The organism is Dactylosporangium cerinum (assembly GCF_042653625.1).
Taxonomy (GTDB): Bacteria; Actinomycetota; Actinomycetes; order Mycobacteriales; family Micromonosporaceae; genus Dactylosporangium; species Dactylosporangium cerinum.
Window position 1 is genome coordinate 315477 of the sequence record NZ_JBHSIU010000018.1, and the last position, 19529, is coordinate 335005.

Genomic DNA, 19529 nt, shown 5'->3' on the forward strand with positions numbered 1-19529 from the left:
TCGCGTGGGGCGTGGCAGCCCTCACCAAGGACTTCCGGCGGCGGTGGTCGCCCCGGGTCGGCGGCGGCGCCGCCGTTGTCCTGTGTGTCATTGGACTGATGCAGATACCGTTCACGCCCGGTGCCACATCGGCCTGGACGCTGGTCGTCGACGTGGGGCTGGCTGTCCTTCTGGCACTGGCGGTGCTGGACCGGATGCTGATGCCGGACGGCGACGACCCGTCCATGCCCCACCAGACGGCCTGGTCGTGTCGGCGATGCGGCCGCACCTGGCTCGCGACCGGCCCGCCGGAACCGGCCGGCGGACTCCACGACACCGTCCTGCTCGCCATCAGCCGCGTCTCGGCGGTGGCGCGGATGATCGTCCTGCCCTGGAAGCCGGCCGCCTTCCTGTTCTCGCCCCGCCACCGCCTGGTCCCGCCCGACCGCGTCATCGACGTGTTGAGTCGGGTCCGGGTGATACTCGGCGTAGCCATCGTGGTCGGGGTCGCCCTGTGGTACCGCAGCTACGAGCAGTTCGCCGCGCCGGCCCTCATCCAGAACTGGGTCACGACCGGCCTGCTGGCCATCCCCACGACCCTGATCGCCATGGCCGCATTCGTCGGGCTGACCAAGGCCCCACTGCGCCGCGCCGCCCTCCGCCAGATGCGCTGGCCGGCACTGTCGCTCGTCGCCTTCGTCGGCGTCCTGGTCCTGCTGTACCTCTTCGGCAAAGGCGCCAACTACGTCAGCGGCAGGCTCCGGCATGGCGTGCCGGATCTGCGCATCCCCTTGGACGGGTTCATCTACGGCGGCGTCTTCGGGCTCTGGCTCGTCGTCCTGTGCCTCCGCAGCGCCTACCTGGTCAGCCAGAACTGGTTCAACACCGTCGACGGCCACCCGCTGCTGCCACCGACCGTGGCCACCGGCATGGCCTGGCTGACGGCAGGAACCTCACTGCTGGCCGGCGGCAGCACCGGCCACGTGCCAGGCGGGGTGAGCCTCGTCCTGATCCTGGGCGGAGCCACGGCGACGACATTCACTGCGGCGCTCGAGACCTGGCAGACGGTCCACCTCCACCACGTCACCGTCCGGGACGGCCCCTGGCCCCACAGCCGCTGACCGGTATGCCGCTCGGTCCACGGTTGCGGTGTCCACGCAAGCCCGCGACTTCTACCGCAAGGCCGCAGCCACCAGGCGGGCCGTCATCCTCACTGTCGATCAGCAGGGCGCCACGTCCCCGGCGGCGCGGTCCGCCGCCGGGGACGTGACAAAGGCGGAACAGATCAGTTCGGCACGATCTGGTAGGTCGCGCCGGCCTGGGTCGGGAAGGTGATGGTGCCGTTCGGCGTGGTGTGCGCGACCGTGCCACCGCCGACCCGGGTGACCGTGACCGTCCGGCCGCTGCCCCACGGGTTGAGCAGGGTGACCGGGAGCCCGGCCTGGCTGGCGATGTCGACGTAGGTCACCTGGCCGCCGCTGAGCTGGCTGGACACCAGGAACGCGCCCTTCTCGCGGAGGTTGACGAACTGGGCGTTGCGGGACGTGGGCCAGACGGGGAAGACCCGGATGACGCCGTTGTCGCTCTGCAGCAGCAGGTTGTCGACAGCCTCGACGGCGCCGGACTTCTCCAGGCCGTGGAACGGGTCCTTGATCCGCAGGTTCGGCCCTTGCTTCTGGGTGATCTGGTTCTTCAGCTGGTCGATGAGGCTCTGCGCCGGGTACCCGACGCGGGCCGCCTGGGTGAAGACCTTCGGGAAGCTGTTGTCCTGGCCCCAGGAGTTCATCGCGTTGAGTGTGTTGACGGCGATCTGCCGGTCGGTGGCGGGTGAGCCCAGGCCGAGGCCGAAGCCGGGGTGGATGAACTCGAGGTTGACGGTGTTGTCGCCCGGGTGGATGGGCCGGGTGTCGGAGCCGCTGATCGTGCCGGCGTCGGCGAGGGCGTACACGGTCTGTCCGTTGGAGACGGTCGTCGGGATCGGCGGCAGGTGCGACAGGATGTTCTGCCACGTGGAGCGCAGGGTCGCGTCGACATCCAGGGAGAGCGACGCGTCGACGAGCGTCGACAGGACGTACCGCAGCAGTCCCAGGTCGGGGCTGGAGTTGCGGCCCCACAGGCCTTCGTGCGGGCCGGACCACAGGTTGTAGCGCTGCGTCGCGGCGTCGTACTCGAGCCAGTTCTGGAAGAACGCCGCCACCTCCTTCAGCACCGGGTAGGCGGTGTTCTGCAGGAACGTCCGGTCACGGGTGTACTCGTAGTAGGCGACGTACTGCGTCGCGGTGAACAGCGAGTTGCCGACCTGCTGGTGGTAGTTGTTGTCGGCGGTGGCGCCGTAGGGGGCGATGCCGACGGGGAACAGCAGCCCTGCGGGCATGCCGCCGGACGGGAAGCGCCGGCTGACGTAGTCGGGTTTGACGCGGTTCAGGTCCTGCTGCGCCCGCCGCCGCGCCTCCGGCAGGTAGGCGCCGATCAGGTCGAAGTACGGCAGCGCCAGCTCCGGGCGGTTGGTGGAGTACACGCCGTAGAAGTTGGCCATGTAGTTGTAGTTGAGGTGCATGTCGCCGCTGAACTGCGGTGAGTCGCTGGTCGCCCAGATGCCGTAGAGGCCGGGCGACATCTTGCCCGCGCGGATCGAGGAACCCAGCAGGTAGAGCGCGCCGTAGTAGTACCGGTGCAGGGTGTCGTCGCCGACGTTGAGGTAGGACTTCAACCAGTACTGCTTCCACCAGTCCAGATGGGTGGTGTACTGCGTGTCGAGCGCGGTGCTGCTCTGCGCGTTGACGAGACTCTGGGCATTGGCTGCGGTACCGGTGGGATTCTGCCCGCCGCCCGCGACGGCGGTGACGAGCTGGACGGTCTGGCCCGGGGCGAGGTCGAACGCGAGGCGGGCGGTCGCACCGGAGGAGGAGGCGGCGCCGGTGCCGCCGATCAGCCGGGTGGCGAGGGACGCCTCGGACACCCAGTTGCCGCCGGTCGGGGTGCGCCGGGTCGCCCACGTGGTCTGCCCGTTGACGCCAGCGGTGTTGGTGAAGCCGCTGCGCGCGTCGGCGGCGCCGGCGAACGTCTCGGCCTTCAGGGAGACGGTGCCGGTGCCGGTGGAGCGGAGCTGGGTGACCATGAGGTTGTCGTTGGCGGCGGTCCAGGTCTTCATCGTGACCGGCTGGCCGCCGATGGTCATGGTGGTGTCGACGTCGCCCTTGAGGATGTTCTGTTCCTCGCGGAAGGCGCCGGACGGCGGTGGCGTGGTCGGTCCGGATCCGGGGCCGTAGAGCTCGATCTGGCCGATGCGGGCCCGCGGGTTGGTCTGCGAGTCGGCGGTGGTGCCCTGGGTCGGCTCGGTGATGCTGAGCCGCACGTACCGCACGTTCTGCGCGGCGATCGTCCGGTCCGTGGTGGCGGCGGTGTTGTTCGTGACGGTGTCCACAGTGGACCAGGTGCTGCCGTTGCTGGACACCTGCAGGGTCCAGTTCTTCGTGGTGTTGGCGGTCTCCGCCGGCCGGGCCGCCGCGTCGTGCCGGATCAGATAACGCGTGAACGATTTCGCACTGCCCAGATCGAGCGTCAGGGTCTGCGGTTTCCCGACCTGGGAGACCCAGCCCTCATACCCGGCGGCCCACTGGCCGTTGACGGCCCGCGACGGGCTGAAACTGCCCTCGGTGCTGGAAGCGGAGGCAGCGGCGCCGAGTGCCACGTTCGACACCGGCGCCGCGCCGTAGAGTTCGATCTGGCCGATCCGCGCCCGCGGGTTGGTCTGCGAGTCCGCGGTGGTCCCCTGGGTGGGCTCCGTGATGTTCAGCCGGACGTACCGCGCCGACTGCGCCGCCACGGTCCGGTCGGTGGTGGCGGCGGTGTTGTTCGTGACGGTGTCCACAGTGGACCAGGTGCTGCCGTCACCGGACACCTGGAGGGCGAAGTTCTTCGTCACGTTCGCGGTCTCCGCCGGCCGGGCCGCCGCATCGTGCCGTACGAGATAGCGCGTAAACGATTTCGCACTGCCCAGATCCAGGGTCAGGGTCTGCGGCTTGCCGACCTGGGAGACCCAGCCCTCGTAGCCGGCACCCCACTGGCCGTTGACGGCCCGCGCCGGCGGGAAGTTGGCGTCGGCGCTGGACGCGGTGGCGACCGCGCCGAGCGCCAGGTTCGCCGACGGCGCGGCGGTGGCCGGGGCGATGGTGACGCCGCCGAGGGCCACGAACGACGGGTTCGGGTTGCCGGCCCAGAAGTTGCCCTTGGACACGGAGAAGGTCTTGTACCCGGGGCCGCCGCCGGAGGTGACGCCGATGTCACCGTTGCCGAGCAGGGCCGTGTCCGGCATCGACCGGCTGACCGCCCCGGGGTAGTCCTGACTGGTCCAGACGCCGCGGATGGGGCCGATCAGGTTCTGCACGTCGGTCCACTGCTGGGCCGGGGTGGGGGTCACGGCCCGGGCGTCCGGGGCCGCGACGACGACGATCGCGGCGACGCCGGCGGTCAGCAGTCCGACCGCGGCTGCGGTGACGGTGCTGCGCATCCTGGTCATGTGCATCGCTCCTTTCATCTGGCGGGATGACGGGTCATCCGGTGGGATGACGGGGTTGGGGCGAGGGTTGCTGGACGCGTGGGTGGTGCAGGGTGCCGATCCCGGGCATGACCGGTGATCCGGTGGCGGGCAGGCCGAAGAGCCCGACGAGGATCGCTTCGGTGGCGGCGGCGCCGGCGAGGCTGTCGCGGTTGGCGACGCCGCGTTCGGCGACCCGGAACCGGCCGTCGCCGACCGATTCCATCGCCTGGCCCCACACCGCGCCAGACGTGCTGGCGTGGATGCGGGACAGCAGCGCGGCGGCGAGGTCGGGCCGCCCGAGCCGGCACAACCCGTATGCGGTGGCACCCGGCCACGCGCAGAACGCGCCCGCGGCGCCGTGGTCGGGGCGGTCGGAGCGGGGCGCGATCGGGTCGTCCGGGTCGAGGGCCCGCATCCAGTCGCCGTCGAGCAGGTGCCCGGTCACGAACTCGACCATCTCCGCGCGCACCCGCGGACTCAGGTCGTCGGCGAGTTCGGCGGCGACGAAGACGAAGTCCAGGACGTGCCCGATGGTCTCGTCGCCCTCCGGGTGCGCGATGTTCCAGCGACCCCCGCCCGCGTACTGCCGGAGCACCGCGGCGGCCAGCGCGTCGGCGTCGGCGTCGGCGCGGTCCGCCTCCTCCGACAACGACAACGACGGCGACAACGACGGCGACAGCGACGGCGACGGCGACGACGGGCCGAGACGCCGCAGCAGCGCGGCCAGCCCGCGCAGCATCCCCGCGTAGCCGGCGTTGAACGACACCACCCCGTCGCGGTAGTTCGGCACGCATTCGAGGAGCTCCCACGCGTCCCGGCCGAAGTCGGCGAGGACGCCGTCGCCGAAGGCAGCCCGGGGGCGGTTGGCAAGCGTCCGCAGGTGGTCCAGGACCGTCGAGGTTCCCGCCTTCTCGGTCAGCAGGTCCAGGTCGCCGGTGACGGCGAGGTACGCCTGGACGGTCCGGAACAGCGCGTGGTCGTTGGCGGCGTAGTGGTTGCCGACGGGCAGCAGGTTGCGGGTGTCAAAGGAGTGGCACCGGTCGTAGGGCTGGCTGAGCGCCGCGAGGATCCACGCCCGCGTCCCGACCGGTTCCAGCATGGCCGCCGTGTGCGCCCACTCCGACTGGTCCCAGAAGAACGTGGTGGTCGGTCCGAGCCGCGGCCCGCCGGTGAGGAACACCGGCCCGATCGGGCTGACCCCGGTGTTGCGCAGGTAGATGGCGAGCAGCACGCCGAGGTAGTAGGTGCGGGCCAGGCCGGCCGGCGCGCCGTGCAGCACCGGCAGGTGGCCCGAGAACGAGCCGTTGCCGGGCGTGAAGGCGGCCGTCCACGTCGAGCGCCACCGGTCGGCAACGGCCGCGAAGGCGTCCGGGAACCCGCGCGCTCCCGAACGCGCCACGTCCACCGATCGCGGCCGGTCCGACGCGATGGCCAGCACCACACCCAACTCGACGGTGTCGCCGGGCTCGACGGTGCACACCCACCGGGCGACCGCTCCCCCGCCGTGCAGTTCGAGCGAGTCGGGGGCGGTGGCGAACGCGTAGGTGGACACCGCGGGGCTGCGCCCGTCGGTGACGACGACCCGGCCGTCGTCCACCGTGGACGTCCAGCGTTGTGCGCCCCACCACGGCTGGGTCCAGGCGACCCTGGCACCGTCGACGCTCAGCGCGGCGCCGTCGCCGGTGATCCGCACCTCGAGGCGGTGCCACTGCCCCGCGCGCAGCTGCGCATCACCGGTGACGAGCTCACCGGCGATGCGCAGCCAGGGCCGGCCGTCGGCGAGCCCGACCTGCACCGAGTCAGGGTGGTTGCCGTGGGTGAGGATGACGCCGGTCTGATCGTCGACGGCGGGCCGGAACTCCAGGCGCAGCACCGCTTCCGGGCCGAGCGCGACCGGTGCGAGCCGGTGCTCCGCGGTCGGCGCGGTCAGCTCGAACTCGCCCGGCGCGCCGCTGATCCCCCGGACGGTGCCGAGCACGGACGGGGCCCGGGTGCGTCCACTGTCCGAAGTGGAGTGGTCGGGCAGCTCCGATTCGAGGAGCATCGGCGCGGTGTCCTCGTCGCGCTGGATGCCGGGGATGCGGGGGCTGCCGAGGCGGATCCAGCGGGTGTCGGTCGCGAGGAGGTGCACGTGGCGCGGCACCCACGCGAGGACCTCGGCCCGGATCCGTTCGGTGGCGTAGTAGTCGTGGTGGTGCCCGGCGCTCCACGGCGTGCCGTAGAGCCAGCCCCAGTCGACCGGACTGTCCGCGATCGGCGCGTAGAGCTCCTGCTCGACAGTGACGGTCGCGGGGGCGCCGGAACTGTTGGTCAGCCGGGTCCGCCAGTACACGGTGTGCTGTTCGTAGCCGAGGCGGGTGTCGCTGGTAACGACGACGCCGTTCGAACGACCCGACCGGGACACGCCCCACGGCGCCCAGCGCAGCTGGTCGGCGCGCACGACCCGGCCGTCGACGCGCAGGACGCCGGTGTGGTATCCGCCGCTGTAGGGCGGCATCGCGAGCCACGACAGTGATGTGAGGTCCTCGTTGACGTGCGCCTGCCCCCACTGGTTGCGCAGCGACGGCAGGTGCGCGAGTTCGCCGCGGTCGAGCCAGTCGCCGGCGAAGTCGTCAAGTGGTGGTGGGGGTGTCACTTCGAGGCTCCTGACATCAGTCCGTGGATGAATTCGCGCTGACTGACCAGGTAGCCGATCACCGGGATGATCGCGGCGAGGAACATGATGCCGAAGAGCTGGCCGTAGTCGGTGGAGTAGGTGCCGACGGACAGGTAGACGCCGGTCGTGATGGTCTGGCCCTTGAGCGGGCCGAGGATGAACAGCGGGTTGAGGAAGTCGTTCCACACCCACAGGCCGAGGAAGATGGCCACGGTCGCGGTTGCCGGGCGCACCATCGGGAACACGACCTGCCACCACACGCGCAGGTCCCCGGCGCCGTCGACGCGGGCCGCCTCGATCACCTCGCGGGGCACGCCGCGCAGGAACCCGACGTAGACGAACACGGCGAAGGACAGGTAGCCGCCGCCGACGTTGGCGAGGATGAGGCCGGTGTACGTGTGCTGCAGCCCGACGGTTTGCAGCAGCCCGACGATCGGCAGCAGCACCACCTGCGGCGGCACCATGAGCCCGAGCGCGAACATGGCCAGCAGGGCGGCCTTCACCCTGGGCGTGCGTTCGGAGAGGTAGAACGACAGCGCGCTGGACAGGGGCACCAGGATGAGCACCGACGCGGCGGTGACGACGACGGAGTTGATGAGCCCGGCCTGCACCAGCAGGTCGGGGCGGTGCAGGGCGCGGGTGAGGTTGCCGAGGGTGAACGGCGCCGGAGGGGCGGCCGGGTTGGCGAGGATCTGCCGCTGGTCCTTGAACGCGTTGACGAGCGCCAGGTAGATCGGCAGGCAGAACAGCAGTGTCGCCAGCCAGGCGAAGCCGGTGTGGAGTCGACGTCTCACAGCCGGGCCTCCCGTTTGCGGAGCAGGAACGTGACGGTGTAGGCGATCCCGGCGGTGAGTGCGAGCAGCAGCATCGCGATCGCCGAGGAGTAGCCGAAGAGGTTGGAAGTGAACGCGACCTCGAGCAGGTAGTACGCGGTGGACTGGGTGGTGTTGGCAGGTCCGCCGCCGGTGAGCACGGCGATGACGTCGTAGAGCTTGAACGTCGTGATCAGGCACAGCACGACGTTGATGGTCATGCCGGGCGCGATCATCGGCAGTGTCACGGCCCGGAAGCGGGCCAGGGCGCCGGCGCCGTCGACGCGGGCCGCCTCGTACAGCTCCGGCGGCACGGTGCGCAGCGCCGCGGAGTAGACGACGGTGGCGAACGCGATCGTCATCCAGCTGACCACGGCGCAGATCGACACGGTGGCGAGGTCGGTGCTGCCCAGCCACGCCACCGGCCGGGCACCTGCCTGCGCCAGGGCCGCGTTCAGCAGGCCGTTCTGGGTGAGGATGCTGCGCCAGATGAACGCGACGATGACCCCGGACAGCACCTGCGGGATGAAGATCAGCGTGCGCATCACCCGGTAGTTGGCGGTGTTGCGGTTGAGCAGCAGCGCGAACGCCAGCCCGAACACGTTGGCCACGACAGTGACCACGACGACGACCAGCAGCGTGAACCGCAGCGTCGCGAGCAGCCGCGGGTCGTCGAGCATGTCGAGGTAGTTGGTGAGGCCGACAAAGGTGCTGTCGGCCTTGAGTGGGTTGCGGTCGGTGAAGCTGAGGAACAGGCTGCGGCCCAGCGGGTACACCAGGAACAGCAGGTAGAGCAGGACCGCGAGCCAGGCGATGGGCGCGAGGCCGGCGCGCCTGGTCACTTCTTCGCGGCCTTGTCCCATGCGGTGTCCAGCGCCGCGAGCTGTGCCTTGACGTCGTCGTTGGTGAACAGCTGCTGCGACAGCGCGTAGAACAGGTCGGAGACCCCGGGCGGCAGGGCGTCGTCGTTGTTGACCCAGCCGATGGAGCTGACCTTCGTGTTGTTGTCCTGCACGTACTTGTAGCAGTCGGTGAAGACCGGGGTGACGGTGGCGCCGAAGTCCTCGAGCTTGACGGTCTTGAGCATGGGGAACGCGCCGTCGGTCTCGATGAGCGTCTTGAGGTTGTTCGGCGACAGCGACCACGCCTTGGCGAACTCGGCGGCCTTGGCGGCGTTCGGCGACCTGGCGTTGACGCTGGTGGTGCCGCCGACGTTGAACGGCACGATCTGCTTGCCGTCGTCGGTGGGGAGCAGGAACCCGCCGAAGGACTTCGCCTGCGCGGCGGTGATCTGGCCGATGAACCAGCTGCCCATGAGGTACATGCCGGCCTTGCCGTCGAGGAACTGCTTGTTGGCGTCGGCGTAGTTGACGCCGAGCGCGCCCTCGCCGAACGCGCCGGCCTTGACCAGGGCGCGTTGCTTGGTGACGGCGGCGACGACGTCGGGGTCGGTGAACTTCACCTTGCCCGCGTAGCGGTCCTTGATCCAGTTGGGGTTCTTGCCGAGCACGTCGGCGCTGACCAGGCCGACGAGGGGCATGCTGGCCGACCACGGTTCGGCGCCGGCGAGCTGGATCGGGGTGACCCCGGCGGCCTTGAGCTTGGCGGCGACGTCGGTGAACTGGGCCCACGTGGTCGGCACCGTGAGGTTGTGCTTGGCGAAGAGGTCCTTGTTGTAGAAGACCATCGGCAGGATCTGCGAGTTGGTCGGCGGGATGTAGGTCTTGCCGTTGATGGCGTTGCCGTTCGGCTGCAGGAAGTTGGCGTCCAGCCAGGCCTGGTCGAACGGCTGCAGCAGGCCCGCGTCGAGGAAGTCCTTCGGGTTGATCGAGGCGAGGACGTCGGGGAACTGCCCGGAGGCCTGCAACTGCTTGGCGTAGGCGTTGCGGTCGCTGGTCGGCGCGACGATCTTCTTGACCGTGACGCCGGGGAGCTGCTTCGTGGCGTCGGTGATGGAGTCATCCCAGAACTTCGCGGTCAGCGCCGGGGTCTCGAAGGTCAGGAACGTCAGGGTCGTGCCCCCGCCGTTGCTGGACTCACCGGGCGTGCACCCGGCGACGGCGAGTAGGGCGGCGGCGGACAGTGCGCTGAGCAGGACCGAGCGGCGGGTGCGGTGCACGGGGGACCTCCTGGCGGACGGGGCGAGATAACGATGGACCCGGCGGATGGTGGCGCCGACCATACGACCGCCAAACATCCGATGTCAACAGTTCTGGCACCGCGAAATAACGTTATCTCGATCGAGAATCCTGAGGCTATGCTCTGGCCTCACATGCAGTCATGGGATGAATGCGCCCGCCGGTACGCTGACACCGGTTGCTGGGCCCGGGAGGAGTGGCATGACGCGCCGGAAGCGGCCGACCATGATCGACGTAGCCGAGCACGCCGGTGTCGCGCTGCGCACCGTGTCGCGGGTCGTCAACAACGACCCGACCGTCGGCACCGTGTTCGCCAACCGGGTGCAGGCCGCCATCACCGCGCTCGGCTACACCCCGGACGAGCGCGCCCGGCACCTGCGTGGCGGGCGCAGCGGGCTCGTCGGCGCGGCCGTGCGCAACCTGTCCGCCGGTCACCCGGTCCTCGGCGCCCTCGACACCACCGCCCGTGCGCACGGCCTCACGGTCCTGGCGACCGCGACCGCCGACGAGGAGGACCGGGAGCGCGAGGTGGTGCTGTCGATGTGCGGCCGGCACCTCGACGGCATCGTCCTGGAGCCGGTCGGCGACAGCCACCAGTACCTGAGCCGGGAGATCGACGCCGGCACGCCGATCGTGGCCTTCGACCGGCCCGCCGGCGGGATCACGGTCGACACGGTCATCTCCGACAACGCCGCCGGCATCGGCACCGCGTTCCGGCACCTGCGCGGCCACGGGCACCGCCGGGTCGCCTACATCGGCGACGAGGAGCGGATCTTCACCGGCCACGAACGGGCCGCCGCCTTCCGGGCCTGCATGGCGGCGAGCGGCGAACCGGTCACCGGCCTGGTCCACCCCGGCGTCGTGGCGCCCGCCCGGATCGCCGCCGCGCTCGACGCCGCGCTGCGCGGCCCCGACCCCGCGACCGCGGTCATCACCGGCAACGCGTCCACCACCCTGGAGGTGCTGCGCCACCTCGGCTCCGCCGCCGCGGACCTGGCCATCGTCGGCTTCGACGACTTCGCCGTCGCCGACCTGCTCCGGCCCGCGATCACCGTCGTCGCCCAGGACAGCGACACGATCGGGCGCACCGCGATCGACCTGCTGCGGCACCGCATCGCCGACCACACCCGGCCCGTGCAGACCGTCACCGTCAGCGTGGAGCTGATCGTGCGCGGCTCCGGCGAGCGGCCACCCCACTCCGGGGCGTGACGTGCTCGTCACGATGAACGGCGACGTGGTCGAGGTGTCGAAGGCCGTCGCGGCGGACTTCACCCCGTGGCACGAGGAGCAGTTCGCCGCCATGACCTACGCCGACCGGTCGCTGCACTTCACGGATCCTCGTTGGCGCTGCACGTACCTCGGCAAAGGCGAGGAGAAGGCCGCCTTCCTCGTCTGCGACCACCAGCAGCGGGTCTTCGTCGTCGAGGTGATCGACGAGCGGACCTATCTCAACGGCAGGTTCGTCACCGGGACCTACTTCCTCGAGCGCCGCGTCGTGGGGCTGTCCGGCGTCGCCTTCGACCGCAGGGCGCTGATCGGGCTGCGCTTCACCGGCCTGGTCAAGGTCCGGGAGTTCGCCGACGGCTATGAGTGGGCCCGGTTCCAGTGGCGCCCCGACCGCCGCAGCTGGCTCGATCACCCGATGACCGGGTTCCTGCGGCTCGTCTACGGCGGGCGGTTCGACGCCTACCGCCGGCGGTACCGCGACGTCCACGAACGCAACGTGCTGTTCGAGGTCCGCGCCCTGCGCCAGTCAGGCGTTCCTGTCCTGGCCAGAGACGCTGCCGGGCGGGTCCGTCTGGTCAGGATCGGCCTGCAACCCATCGACCTGCGCTGACGGTTCGCCGCCCGCCACGCCGGCTCCCGGGCGACCATGCGGCACGACCGAGCCCGTGCTTCGCGCTCGGGCTCCTCCCAACGGCGTTGCGTCGGCCCCACGCATGCGGGCCGGGTCGGCCTGCAGCGTTGCCGCCTTCCCGTCCAGCCGCCAGCCGTCCTGGTACGCCGCGGCGAACGCGGCCTCGCCCAGCGCCGCGCTGCCGCGGGCGGCCATCGCCTGGATCTGCCGGTCGCTGCGGTCATGGGTGCCGCGCAGGCGGGCGGCCACGCCGAGCAGCAGGGCCACGTCCCGGTGCCGGTCGCGCAGGCCGGCCAGTTCGGCCCCGGTCACCGCGACCACCGCCATGATCGGCAGGTCCCGGCTCCGCAGAGCGGCCGCGTACGCCCGGGTCAGGGCCTCCTCGGCGCCAGCGATGTCGCCGCGGCGCCCGCACAGCGCGGCCCGCACGGAGCCGACGAGCACCTGGCCGTGGTCCCCGGTCGGGGTCGCCTCGGCCGCTTCGACCCGGGCCTGGGCGCGGTCCGGGTCACCGAGCCGCAGCCAGGTGGCGGCCTCCAGGGCGGTGACGATGACGACGACGTCCGGCACCGCCGAGCGCTCCGCCCGCTCGCGGACCGCGTCGAGCATGGCCGTCGCCTGGGCGTCCTCGCCGCGCCGCAGGTGCAGGTCGATCCAGCGCACGTCGAGGAAGATCTCGTCGGCCGGGCTCAGCGAGCCGAACGCCCGCGCCTGCGCCCGGACCTCGTGCAGGTCTGCGAGGGCGCCGTCGAGGTCGCCGTCGTACTGCCGCAGCAGTGCGCGCATCGGCAGCGTGGTGGCCAGCCCCCAGCGGTCGCCGGCCCGGCCGAACGCGTCGAGCGCGGCGGCCACGTCGGCGCGCACCTGCTCGAGGTCGCCCTCGTTCTCCGCGAGCGACGCCCGGAACATGTGCGCCAGCCCGGACAGCCACACGTCGGGGCCGTCGACGTACCGCTGCGTCATGTCGAGAGACGCCTCGTGCTCCTGCAGGAAGTACAGCGTGACCGCGGCCAGGACACCGGCGAACCCTGGCGGCGCCGGGTGGGCGAGCAGCCGGTCGGCCAGGTCACGCAGCGAGGACTCGTGCTCGTCCAAGCTTTCGAGGGTCAGCGCGGAGCGGGCGTTGATGCGGTGCAACAGGTGGACCGCCTCGGCGCAGTCGCGCTCCAGCGTGTGCCCGCCGCCCGGAACGGCGAGGGCCTCCCCCTGCCAGTACGCCGCTTCGGCGTGCCGGCCCAGCACGTGCCAGTACCAGGAGAGGTCCATGGCGAGCTTGACCGCCGCGGTGGCGTCGCCGGCGTCGCACAGGTGGCGAAGGGCGGCCAGGGCGTTGTCGTACTCCGCGCGCAGCACCCGCAGCGCGGCGAGCTGGCCGGGCCCGCGCAGCAGCGACTCCTCGCGCGCGACCAGACCGGCGAGGTGGCGGGCGGCGAGATCCCGGACGGCGTCCCGGTCGGCGAGCCGTTCGATCCCGTACTCCCGCAGCGTTTCGAGCATCCGGTAGCGGCCCGCCTCGGGCGCCAGGTGCAGCATCGACTTGTCGGTCAGGGCGGCGAGCAGGTCGGGGATCCCGTCCGGAGGCACCCTCGTGCCGGCGCAGACCGCGGCGGCCGACTCCGCCGTCACGCCACCGGGCAGGACCGACACCCGCTCGGCCACCGTCCGCTCGTCCTCGCCGAGCAGGTCCCAGCTCCAGGCGATCACGGCGCGCAGCGTCCGGTGCCGCGGCGGCGCGGCCCGGCTGCCCGTGGTGAGCAGCCGGAACCGGTCGGACAGCCCGCCGGCGAGCTCGGCGAGGGACCGGGTCCGCAGCCGGGCCGCGGCCAGTTCGAGGGCCAGGGGCAGGCCGTCCAGGCCGGTTACCAGCCGGACCACATCCGCGCGCGTCCGTTCGTCGACGGCGAAGCCGGGGCGCACCGCCGCGGCCCGCTCGGTGAACAGCCGCACCGACGCACAGCGACGGACGTCCTCGAGGCCGCCCGCGGCGTCCGGCAGGGCGAGTGGGCCGAGCGGGACGAGGGCTTCGCCGTCGATCGCAAGGGGTTCGCGGCTGGTGGCGAGGATCCGCAACCCGGCGCAGCGCGGCAGCAGCGCCGCGACGAGGTGCGCGACGGCGTCGATCAGGTGCTCGCAGTTGTCCACCACGAGCAGGCTCTCCAGCCCGGTGAGCACGTCCAGTTCGCCGACCGGCCGCCCGGCGGCGTCGACCGGGAGAGCGCCCTCGGCCGGCATCCGACCCTCGAAGAGCGCCCCGCCGCGCAGCCCGATCGCGGCGAGCACGGCCGCGCCGACCTTGGCCGGTTCGGTGACCGCGGCCAGGTCGACCAGCCAGGTGCCGTCGCGGAACTCGTGCCGGCGGCGGCCGGCCTCGACCGCGAGGCGGGTCTTACCCGCTCCGCCCGGCCCGACGACGGTGACGAGGCGCCCGCGGGCGAGCAGCGTGTCGATCCGGGCGAGGTCGTCGTCGCGCCCGACGAAGCTGGTCAGGGCGGCGGGCAGGTTGCTCGCAGGGTTTGGGACGTGCGTCGGTGACTGCAGCAGACGCAGATGGCGTTCCCGCAGGGCCGCGCCGGGATCGGCGCCGAGCCGGTCGGCAAGCGTCTCCCGCGTCCGCTCGTACAGGTCGAGGGCGTCGGCCTGGCGACCCTGGGCGGCCAGGGCGTCCATCTGCAGCGCGGCGACCCGCTCGTCGGCCGGATGCTCGGTGAGCAGCGCCGCGAGGCGGGTGGCGGCGTCGCCGGCACGGCCCAGCGCCAGCTCCGCCTCGGCGAGGTCTGCGGCGGCCTCGACCGCGGCGCGGTCCAGCCGCATCGCGACGGCGGGGGCGACCGCGGCGATCACCGACGGTCCACCGGCCAGCGCGACCGCCTCGCCGAGGACCTCCGCCGCCGCCCGGGGATCGCCGGCGCGCAGCCGGTCCCGGCCGCGCGCGGCCAGCCGCTCGAACCGCAGCGCGTCGACGTCGTCCTTGGCGACGTCCAGGCGGTACCCGGCCTCGGACTGGGTGACAGCGGCGGCATCGCCGAGCAGCCGGCGCAGCCGGGACACCAGCGACTGCAGCGCGTTGGCCGGGTCGGTCGGCCGGTCCTGCGGCCACAGCGCCTCGACCAGCAGGCCCGGGTCGACCGGCCGGCCGCCGGCCAGCGCCAGTCGTGTGATCAGGTGGCGGAGCCGGGCGCCGGGGACGGTCACCTCGACGTCGCCGCGGCGCACCTCCAGGGCACCGAGCAGCGTCACCCGTAGTGTCATCAGGCCGTCAGGACCCGCACCGGGGACCCGGCCCGCCAGGCCGTGATGTCCTCGACGACCTGCTCGTACATCGAGCGGTACCCGGCCTCGGTGACATAGCCGAGGTGCGGCAGCAGCACCGTGTTGGGCGCGCCGCGCAGCGGGTGGCGGGCGGGCAGCGGCTCGGCGTCGTAGACGTCCAGCCCGGCCCCGGCGATCGTGCCGGCCGCCAGCGCCGTGACCAGGGCCCGCTCGTCCACGATCGGCCCGCGCGAGGTGTTGACCAGGATCGCGGTGCGGCGCATGGCGCCCAGTTCGGCCGCGCCGATCAGCCCGGCGGTCCGGTCGCTGAGCTTCAGGTGGACGGTCAGGACGTCGCTGGTGGCGAGCAACTCGTCCTTGGACACCCAGGTCGCGCCGACCCCGGCCGCCCGTTCGGGGGTCAGGTGCTCGCTCCACGCGATGACCCGCATGTCGAACGCCTGCCCGATCCGCGCCACCTGCGTGCCGAGCCGCCCCAGCCCGAGCACGCCGAGGGTGGTGCCGGCCAGGTCGGTGCCGACGGTGGTCTGCCAGCGGCCGTCGCGCAGCGCCCGGTCCTCGGTCACCACGTGCCGCCGGCAGGCCAGGATCAGCGCCCAGGTCAACTCGGCGGTGTTCGAACTCCTGGTCGATCCGGTCGCGGCGGTGCCGGCGACCGTGACGCCGTGGGCCGCGGCCGCCGCCAGGTCGATGGCCGCGTTGGCCATGCCCGTGGTCACCAGCAGCCGCAGGTCCGGCAGCCGTGCGAACGTCTCGGCGCGAAACGGCGTCCGCTCGCGCATCGCGACGACGACCTCCGCCCCGCGCAGCGCGGCGGTGAGAGCGTCCAGGCCGGCGAGGTGCTCGTGCAGCACCTCGACCGTGTCGCCGCGCAGCGAGTCGAACGGCCCGAACTCCCGAGCCACCCGCTGATAGTCGTCCAGGACGACGATCTTCATGCGTCCACGGTACGCGCGGCTCGCCCTTCGGCGGGGACGAGGCTGCGCGGGTCAGGATTCCGGTGGCGTCATCAACCCATGGGCCCGCCGATCGGGCAGACTGACCTGACCGCGCCACTGTCCGACAGGAGATCGGCCATGACCGGAGTCGTCGGCAATCGGCAGGCGCAGCAGGTGCTGCGCTTCGCCGTCACCCTCGTCGCCGTCCTCCTGGTGGCCGCGGTGGCCGGCTTCGGCTCCCGGTACCTCTCGCACCTCGGCCAGTTGCGGGACAAGACGGACGGCATCTGCGGCCGGTTCACCGCGACACCGATGCAGGTCGGCGGGGAGTCCCCGTTCGGGGCCGTCACCGGCTGCACCGTCCTGGACCGCAGCGTCCCGCTGTGGGGTGCCGTCGACGGCAGCATCTCACTGCTGCTGGCGACCGGGTCGGGGACGGCGGCGATCCGGATCGACTACTCCAGGCTGTCGGCCGGGCGCCAGTACCGGGCCGAGGCGTTCGAACTGCCGGCCGGCGCCGCGCCGGGCCTGTCCGGTGCCCAGGAACGGCAGTTGCGACAGGACATCGCGGCTCGCGGAGGGGTGCGGACCACCGCCTGGGTCATGCACTACGGCGACGGCTGACGCAGTTCAGGTGGGCCGGCGTCCGAGTCGGTGTTCGTCAGCGCCGCCGCCGTCGTGGCGAGCGCACGCCTGCGGGACCACCTGCTGGCCCCGGTCACGCCGGCGGCACGCGGCGTCATCGAGCGGCTGCTCGAAGCCTGAGCGTGCTCCGCGGGCCTGGCCCCGCGGGTTACCGTACGCGGGTGCCGATCTTGGAGATCTCCGACCTCATCATCCGCCACGACGTGGCGACCGGGGCGAGCCTGCCGGTGCGCCGCGACGAGGTGATCGCCGCGCTGCGCGGCGCCGGCGATCGGCGCGGCGCCCGGATCGTGGCAGGGCTGCCACACCGTGACGGTGTGCTCGAGGCGGCCGCGGTGGACCGGCTGCTGGTGCGCACGCACACCGAGCTGCAGCGGCTCAACGAGGAACTCCGCATCGCCGAGCAGCTGGCGGAGCTGCTCGGTCCGCTGCTGACCGCGGTGACCCCCGGCGGTGAACGGCCGCGGGTCGTCGACGTCGGCTGCGGCATCGGATACGCCGTCCGCTGGCTCGCGGCCACCGGTGTGCTCGGCGACGTCGACCTCAGCGGCGTCGACTTCAACCCGGCGCTCGTCGCGGAGGCGACCAGGCTCGCCGAGGTCGAAGGGCTCGCGTGCCGGTTCGTGCGCGGCGACGCGTTCGCGCTGCCCGGCTCGGCCACGGTGTACATCTCCGTCGGCGTGCTGCACCACCTGCACGGCGACGACCTCGGCGCGTTCTTCCGGGCACAGGCCGACGCCGGCGCCCAGGCGTACTGCCACTTCGACATCGCCGCGACCCGGTTGGCGCCGGTCGGCGCGTGGATGTTCCACCGGGCCCGGATGCGCGAACCGCTGGGCCGCCACGACGGGGTCGCGTCGGCCCGCCGCGCCCACACCGACCATGACCTGATGACCGCGGCACGGTCGGCGCCCGGCCTGGTGCCGCTGCTGTACCGGCCGACCCACCACAGCAACCCGTTCTGCGCGTCGGTCCGGCCGCTGCTGGGGGTGCGCCCAGACGAGGTGCCGGCGCTGCGCACCGCGCTCGGCCCCGCCGCGCGCCACCTGGTCACCGACAGCCGTCCCATGCGCCGGCCGTGGTGAACGCCGCCGTCGCGGTGCCGGTGGTCCTGGCCTCGATCGCGCTGGTCGATGCCGCCCTCGCGGGGTTCCGCGCGGCGACCGGACGCAACGGCCTGATCCGCAAACGCGCCTACTACGTCGTCGCGATGCGGCGCGGGCTCGCCGCCGGCGCGGCCGTCCTCGGCTGCCTGGCCCTCGTCCTCGGTGCCGTCCTGGCCACGGCGCCCGACCCGGGCGTGCGGTACACCGGCCTCACCCGCGCCGGCATCAGCATGCTGTGGGTCATCGGCCCCTTCGCGGCCGTCGTGGTGGCGTCCCTCGCCGGCTACGCGGTTCTGCCCCGGCGCCCGGCGACCTTCCTCATCCTGCTCGGCCTCGGCCCGCTGACCCTCATCCGCCCGTGGGTCACGGTGACCGCCGGTCTCACCGCGGCCTGGACGGCACCCGATCCGCTGACCGCGGTGTGTGCCGTCCTGGCCGCGACGAGCGTGCTGGCCGTCGAACCGTGGGTGCACCGCCGGTGGTACACCGAACCGGCCTGACGCCGGCAAGGGAGTTCCCGGACGAACGCGGGCACCCGGTCGACGTCGGCGCGGGTCCATCCGATCGCCGCGTCACGCGCCGCGGAACGTGTCCCGAACGTCGGCGGCGCACAGGTAGGCGATGCCGATGAGGGCCGTCAGCGCCACATCGACCGCGGCGCCGTTCAGGTCGACGAGCACGCCGTGCCCCCGGTCGTCAGCGTCCGCAGGAACTCCCGCAGCCCCGCGTGCCGGTTCCGCCGCCGCCACGCCAGCACGAACCGGTCCTTCGGCAGGTCCCGGATCGGCCGGTACACCACATCAGGGTGGCCGTAGGTGCCGGCGAAGGCACCGGTGACCGGCTGCACGACCCGGTTGCCGGCGATCACCAGCAGCAGTTCGCTGACCTCGCGCACCCGTGCCCCGACCCTGGGGATCGGCCGGCCGCCCGGCGTGCGGCGCGGGGTGAGTGCCGCACGGAGCTCGTCGGGAAGCTCGATGTCGAGGTCCGCGATCGGGTGGTCGGCGAGGTCCTCGACGGACACGTCACCAAAGGCGGCGAGCGGATGCCCGCGGCCGACGGCGAGCATGCGCGGCAGCCGGGCGAGCACCGGACCGGTCACCAGGTCGGGCTGGCACAGCGGCGAGCCCGTCACCATCAGCTCGGCCTCACCGCGGCGCAGCGGGCCGAACCGGTCCTGGAACGGCAGCCCGACGACCTCCACCGCGTTGCCCGGGGCGGCGGCCGTGTAGCGGTCGATGCCCGACCGCAACCGGGCGTCGACCACAGCGGCCGTCACCACCCCGAGACGCACCGTGCCGGCCGCCCGGCGTCCCCGGTCGCTGGTGGCGCGCAGCACCGCCTCCAGGGCCGCGACCCGCTCGCCGGCCTCGGCGCGGAACCGCTCCCCGGCACCGGTGAGGGCGACCCGCCGGCTCGTGCGATGCGCCAGCTGCGTGCCGAGCTTGCGTTCCAGCGCGCGGATCGTCTGGCTGACCCGGGACTGGGTGAGCCCGAGCCGCTGCGCGGTCCGCCCGAAATGCAGCTCTTCGGCGAGCACCAGAAACGCCCGCAGCTCCCGGAGTTCGATCGTCTCCCACATCGATG

The 19529-nt window shown here is 72.4% G+C and carries 14 protein-coding genes; 6 read left to right on the plus strand and 8 right to left on the minus strand.

Going from position 1 to position 19529, the window contains the following annotated elements; all coding sequences use genetic code 11:
- The first annotated feature begins 98 nt into the window (after positions 1-98).
- Positions 99-1100 carry a hypothetical protein gene (locus ACFPIJ_RS17045; RefSeq protein WP_380115985.1) on the plus strand — a complete coding sequence of 334 codons (1002 nt, stop codon included), beginning with the start codon at positions 99-101 and terminating at the stop codon, positions 1098-1100.
- Positions 1101-1264: 164 nt separating this feature from the next.
- Here the strand turns inward: ACFPIJ_RS17045 and ACFPIJ_RS17050 are convergent, their stop codons facing one another.
- The 5 genes from ACFPIJ_RS17050 to ACFPIJ_RS17070 are packed head-to-tail and all read right to left on the minus strand — an operon-like array spanning position 1265 to position 10106.
- On the minus strand, positions 1265-4498 hold the full coding sequence (locus tag ACFPIJ_RS17050) for a discoidin domain-containing protein (protein ID WP_380115986.1): 3234 nt from the start codon (positions 4496-4498) through the stop codon (positions 1265-1267).
- Between the two features lie 34 nt (positions 4499-4532).
- The gene (locus ACFPIJ_RS17055) at positions 4533-7154 is read right to left on the minus strand and encodes a LamG domain-containing protein (protein ID WP_380115987.1); all 2622 of its coding nucleotides are present in this window, start codon (positions 7152-7154) and stop codon (positions 4533-4535) included.
- Entirely contained in the window at positions 7151-7969 is an 819-nt protein-coding gene (locus tag ACFPIJ_RS17060; protein ID WP_380115988.1) for a carbohydrate ABC transporter permease, read from the minus strand. Before ACFPIJ_RS17060 ends, ACFPIJ_RS17055 begins: the two co-directional genes overlap by 4 nt.
- Positions 7966-8850 carry a carbohydrate ABC transporter permease gene (locus ACFPIJ_RS17065; RefSeq protein ID WP_380115989.1) on the minus strand — a complete coding sequence of 295 codons (885 nt, stop codon included), beginning with the start codon at positions 8848-8850 and terminating at the stop codon, positions 7966-7968. Before ACFPIJ_RS17065 ends, ACFPIJ_RS17060 begins: the two co-directional genes overlap by 4 nt.
- The gene (locus tag ACFPIJ_RS17070; protein WP_380115992.1) at positions 8826-10106 is read right to left on the minus strand and encodes an ABC transporter substrate-binding protein; all 1281 of its coding nucleotides are present in this window, start codon (positions 10104-10106) and stop codon (positions 8826-8828) included. The genes ACFPIJ_RS17065 and ACFPIJ_RS17070 overlap by 25 nt, the downstream gene beginning before the upstream one ends.
- Before the next feature lie 244 nt (positions 10107-10350).
- Between ACFPIJ_RS17070 and ACFPIJ_RS17075 the strand changes: the two genes are divergently transcribed.
- Both ACFPIJ_RS17075 and ACFPIJ_RS17080 read left to right on the plus strand, forming a co-directional pair.
- Positions 10351-11334, plus strand: a complete 984-nt coding sequence (locus ACFPIJ_RS17075) for a LacI family DNA-binding transcriptional regulator (protein WP_380115994.1) — start codon at positions 10351-10353, stop codon at positions 11332-11334.
- A 1-nt stretch (position 11335) separates the two neighbouring features.
- Positions 11336-11962, plus strand: a complete 627-nt coding sequence (locus ACFPIJ_RS17080) for a hypothetical protein (protein WP_380115995.1) — start codon at positions 11336-11338, stop codon at positions 11960-11962.
- Here ACFPIJ_RS17080 and ACFPIJ_RS17085 read toward each other — a convergent pair.
- Positions 11879-15232 (minus strand): BTAD domain-containing putative transcriptional regulator, encoded by a 3354-nt coding sequence (locus tag ACFPIJ_RS17085; protein ID WP_380115996.1) that lies wholly within the window; start codon positions 15230-15232, stop codon positions 11879-11881. The genes ACFPIJ_RS17080 and ACFPIJ_RS17085 overlap by 84 nt on opposite strands.
- Entirely contained in the window at positions 15232-16191 is a 960-nt protein-coding gene (locus ACFPIJ_RS17090; RefSeq protein ID WP_380115998.1) for a D-2-hydroxyacid dehydrogenase family protein, read from the minus strand. Before ACFPIJ_RS17090 ends, ACFPIJ_RS17085 begins: the two co-directional genes overlap by 1 nt.
- A 138-nt stretch (positions 16192-16329) precedes the next feature.
- On the opposite strand from ACFPIJ_RS17090, the gene ACFPIJ_RS17095 reads away from it, so the two are divergent.
- The 3 genes from ACFPIJ_RS17095 to ACFPIJ_RS17105 all read left to right on the plus strand — a co-directional run bounded on the left by ACFPIJ_RS17095 (position 16330) and on the right by ACFPIJ_RS17105 (position 18442).
- The gene (locus ACFPIJ_RS17095; protein WP_380115999.1) at positions 16330-16815 is read left to right on the plus strand and encodes a hypothetical protein; all 486 of its coding nucleotides are present in this window, start codon (positions 16330-16332) and stop codon (positions 16813-16815) included.
- Positions 16816-16997: 182 nt separating this feature from the next.
- On the plus strand, positions 16998-17921 hold the full coding sequence (locus tag ACFPIJ_RS17100; RefSeq protein ID WP_380116000.1) for a class I SAM-dependent methyltransferase: 924 nt from the start codon (positions 16998-17000) through the stop codon (positions 17919-17921).
- The gene (locus ACFPIJ_RS17105) at positions 17915-18442 is read left to right on the plus strand and encodes an oxidoreductase (protein WP_380116002.1); all 528 of its coding nucleotides are present in this window, start codon (positions 17915-17917) and stop codon (positions 18440-18442) included. Before ACFPIJ_RS17100 ends, ACFPIJ_RS17105 begins: the two co-directional genes overlap by 7 nt.
- A gap of 164 nt (positions 18443-18606) precedes the next feature.
- On the opposite strand, the gene ACFPIJ_RS17110 is transcribed toward ACFPIJ_RS17105, so the two are convergent.
- Positions 18607-19524, minus strand: a complete 918-nt coding sequence (locus ACFPIJ_RS17110) for a LysR family transcriptional regulator (protein ID WP_380116003.1) — start codon at positions 19522-19524, stop codon at positions 18607-18609.
- Positions 19525-19529 lie beyond the last annotated feature (5 nt).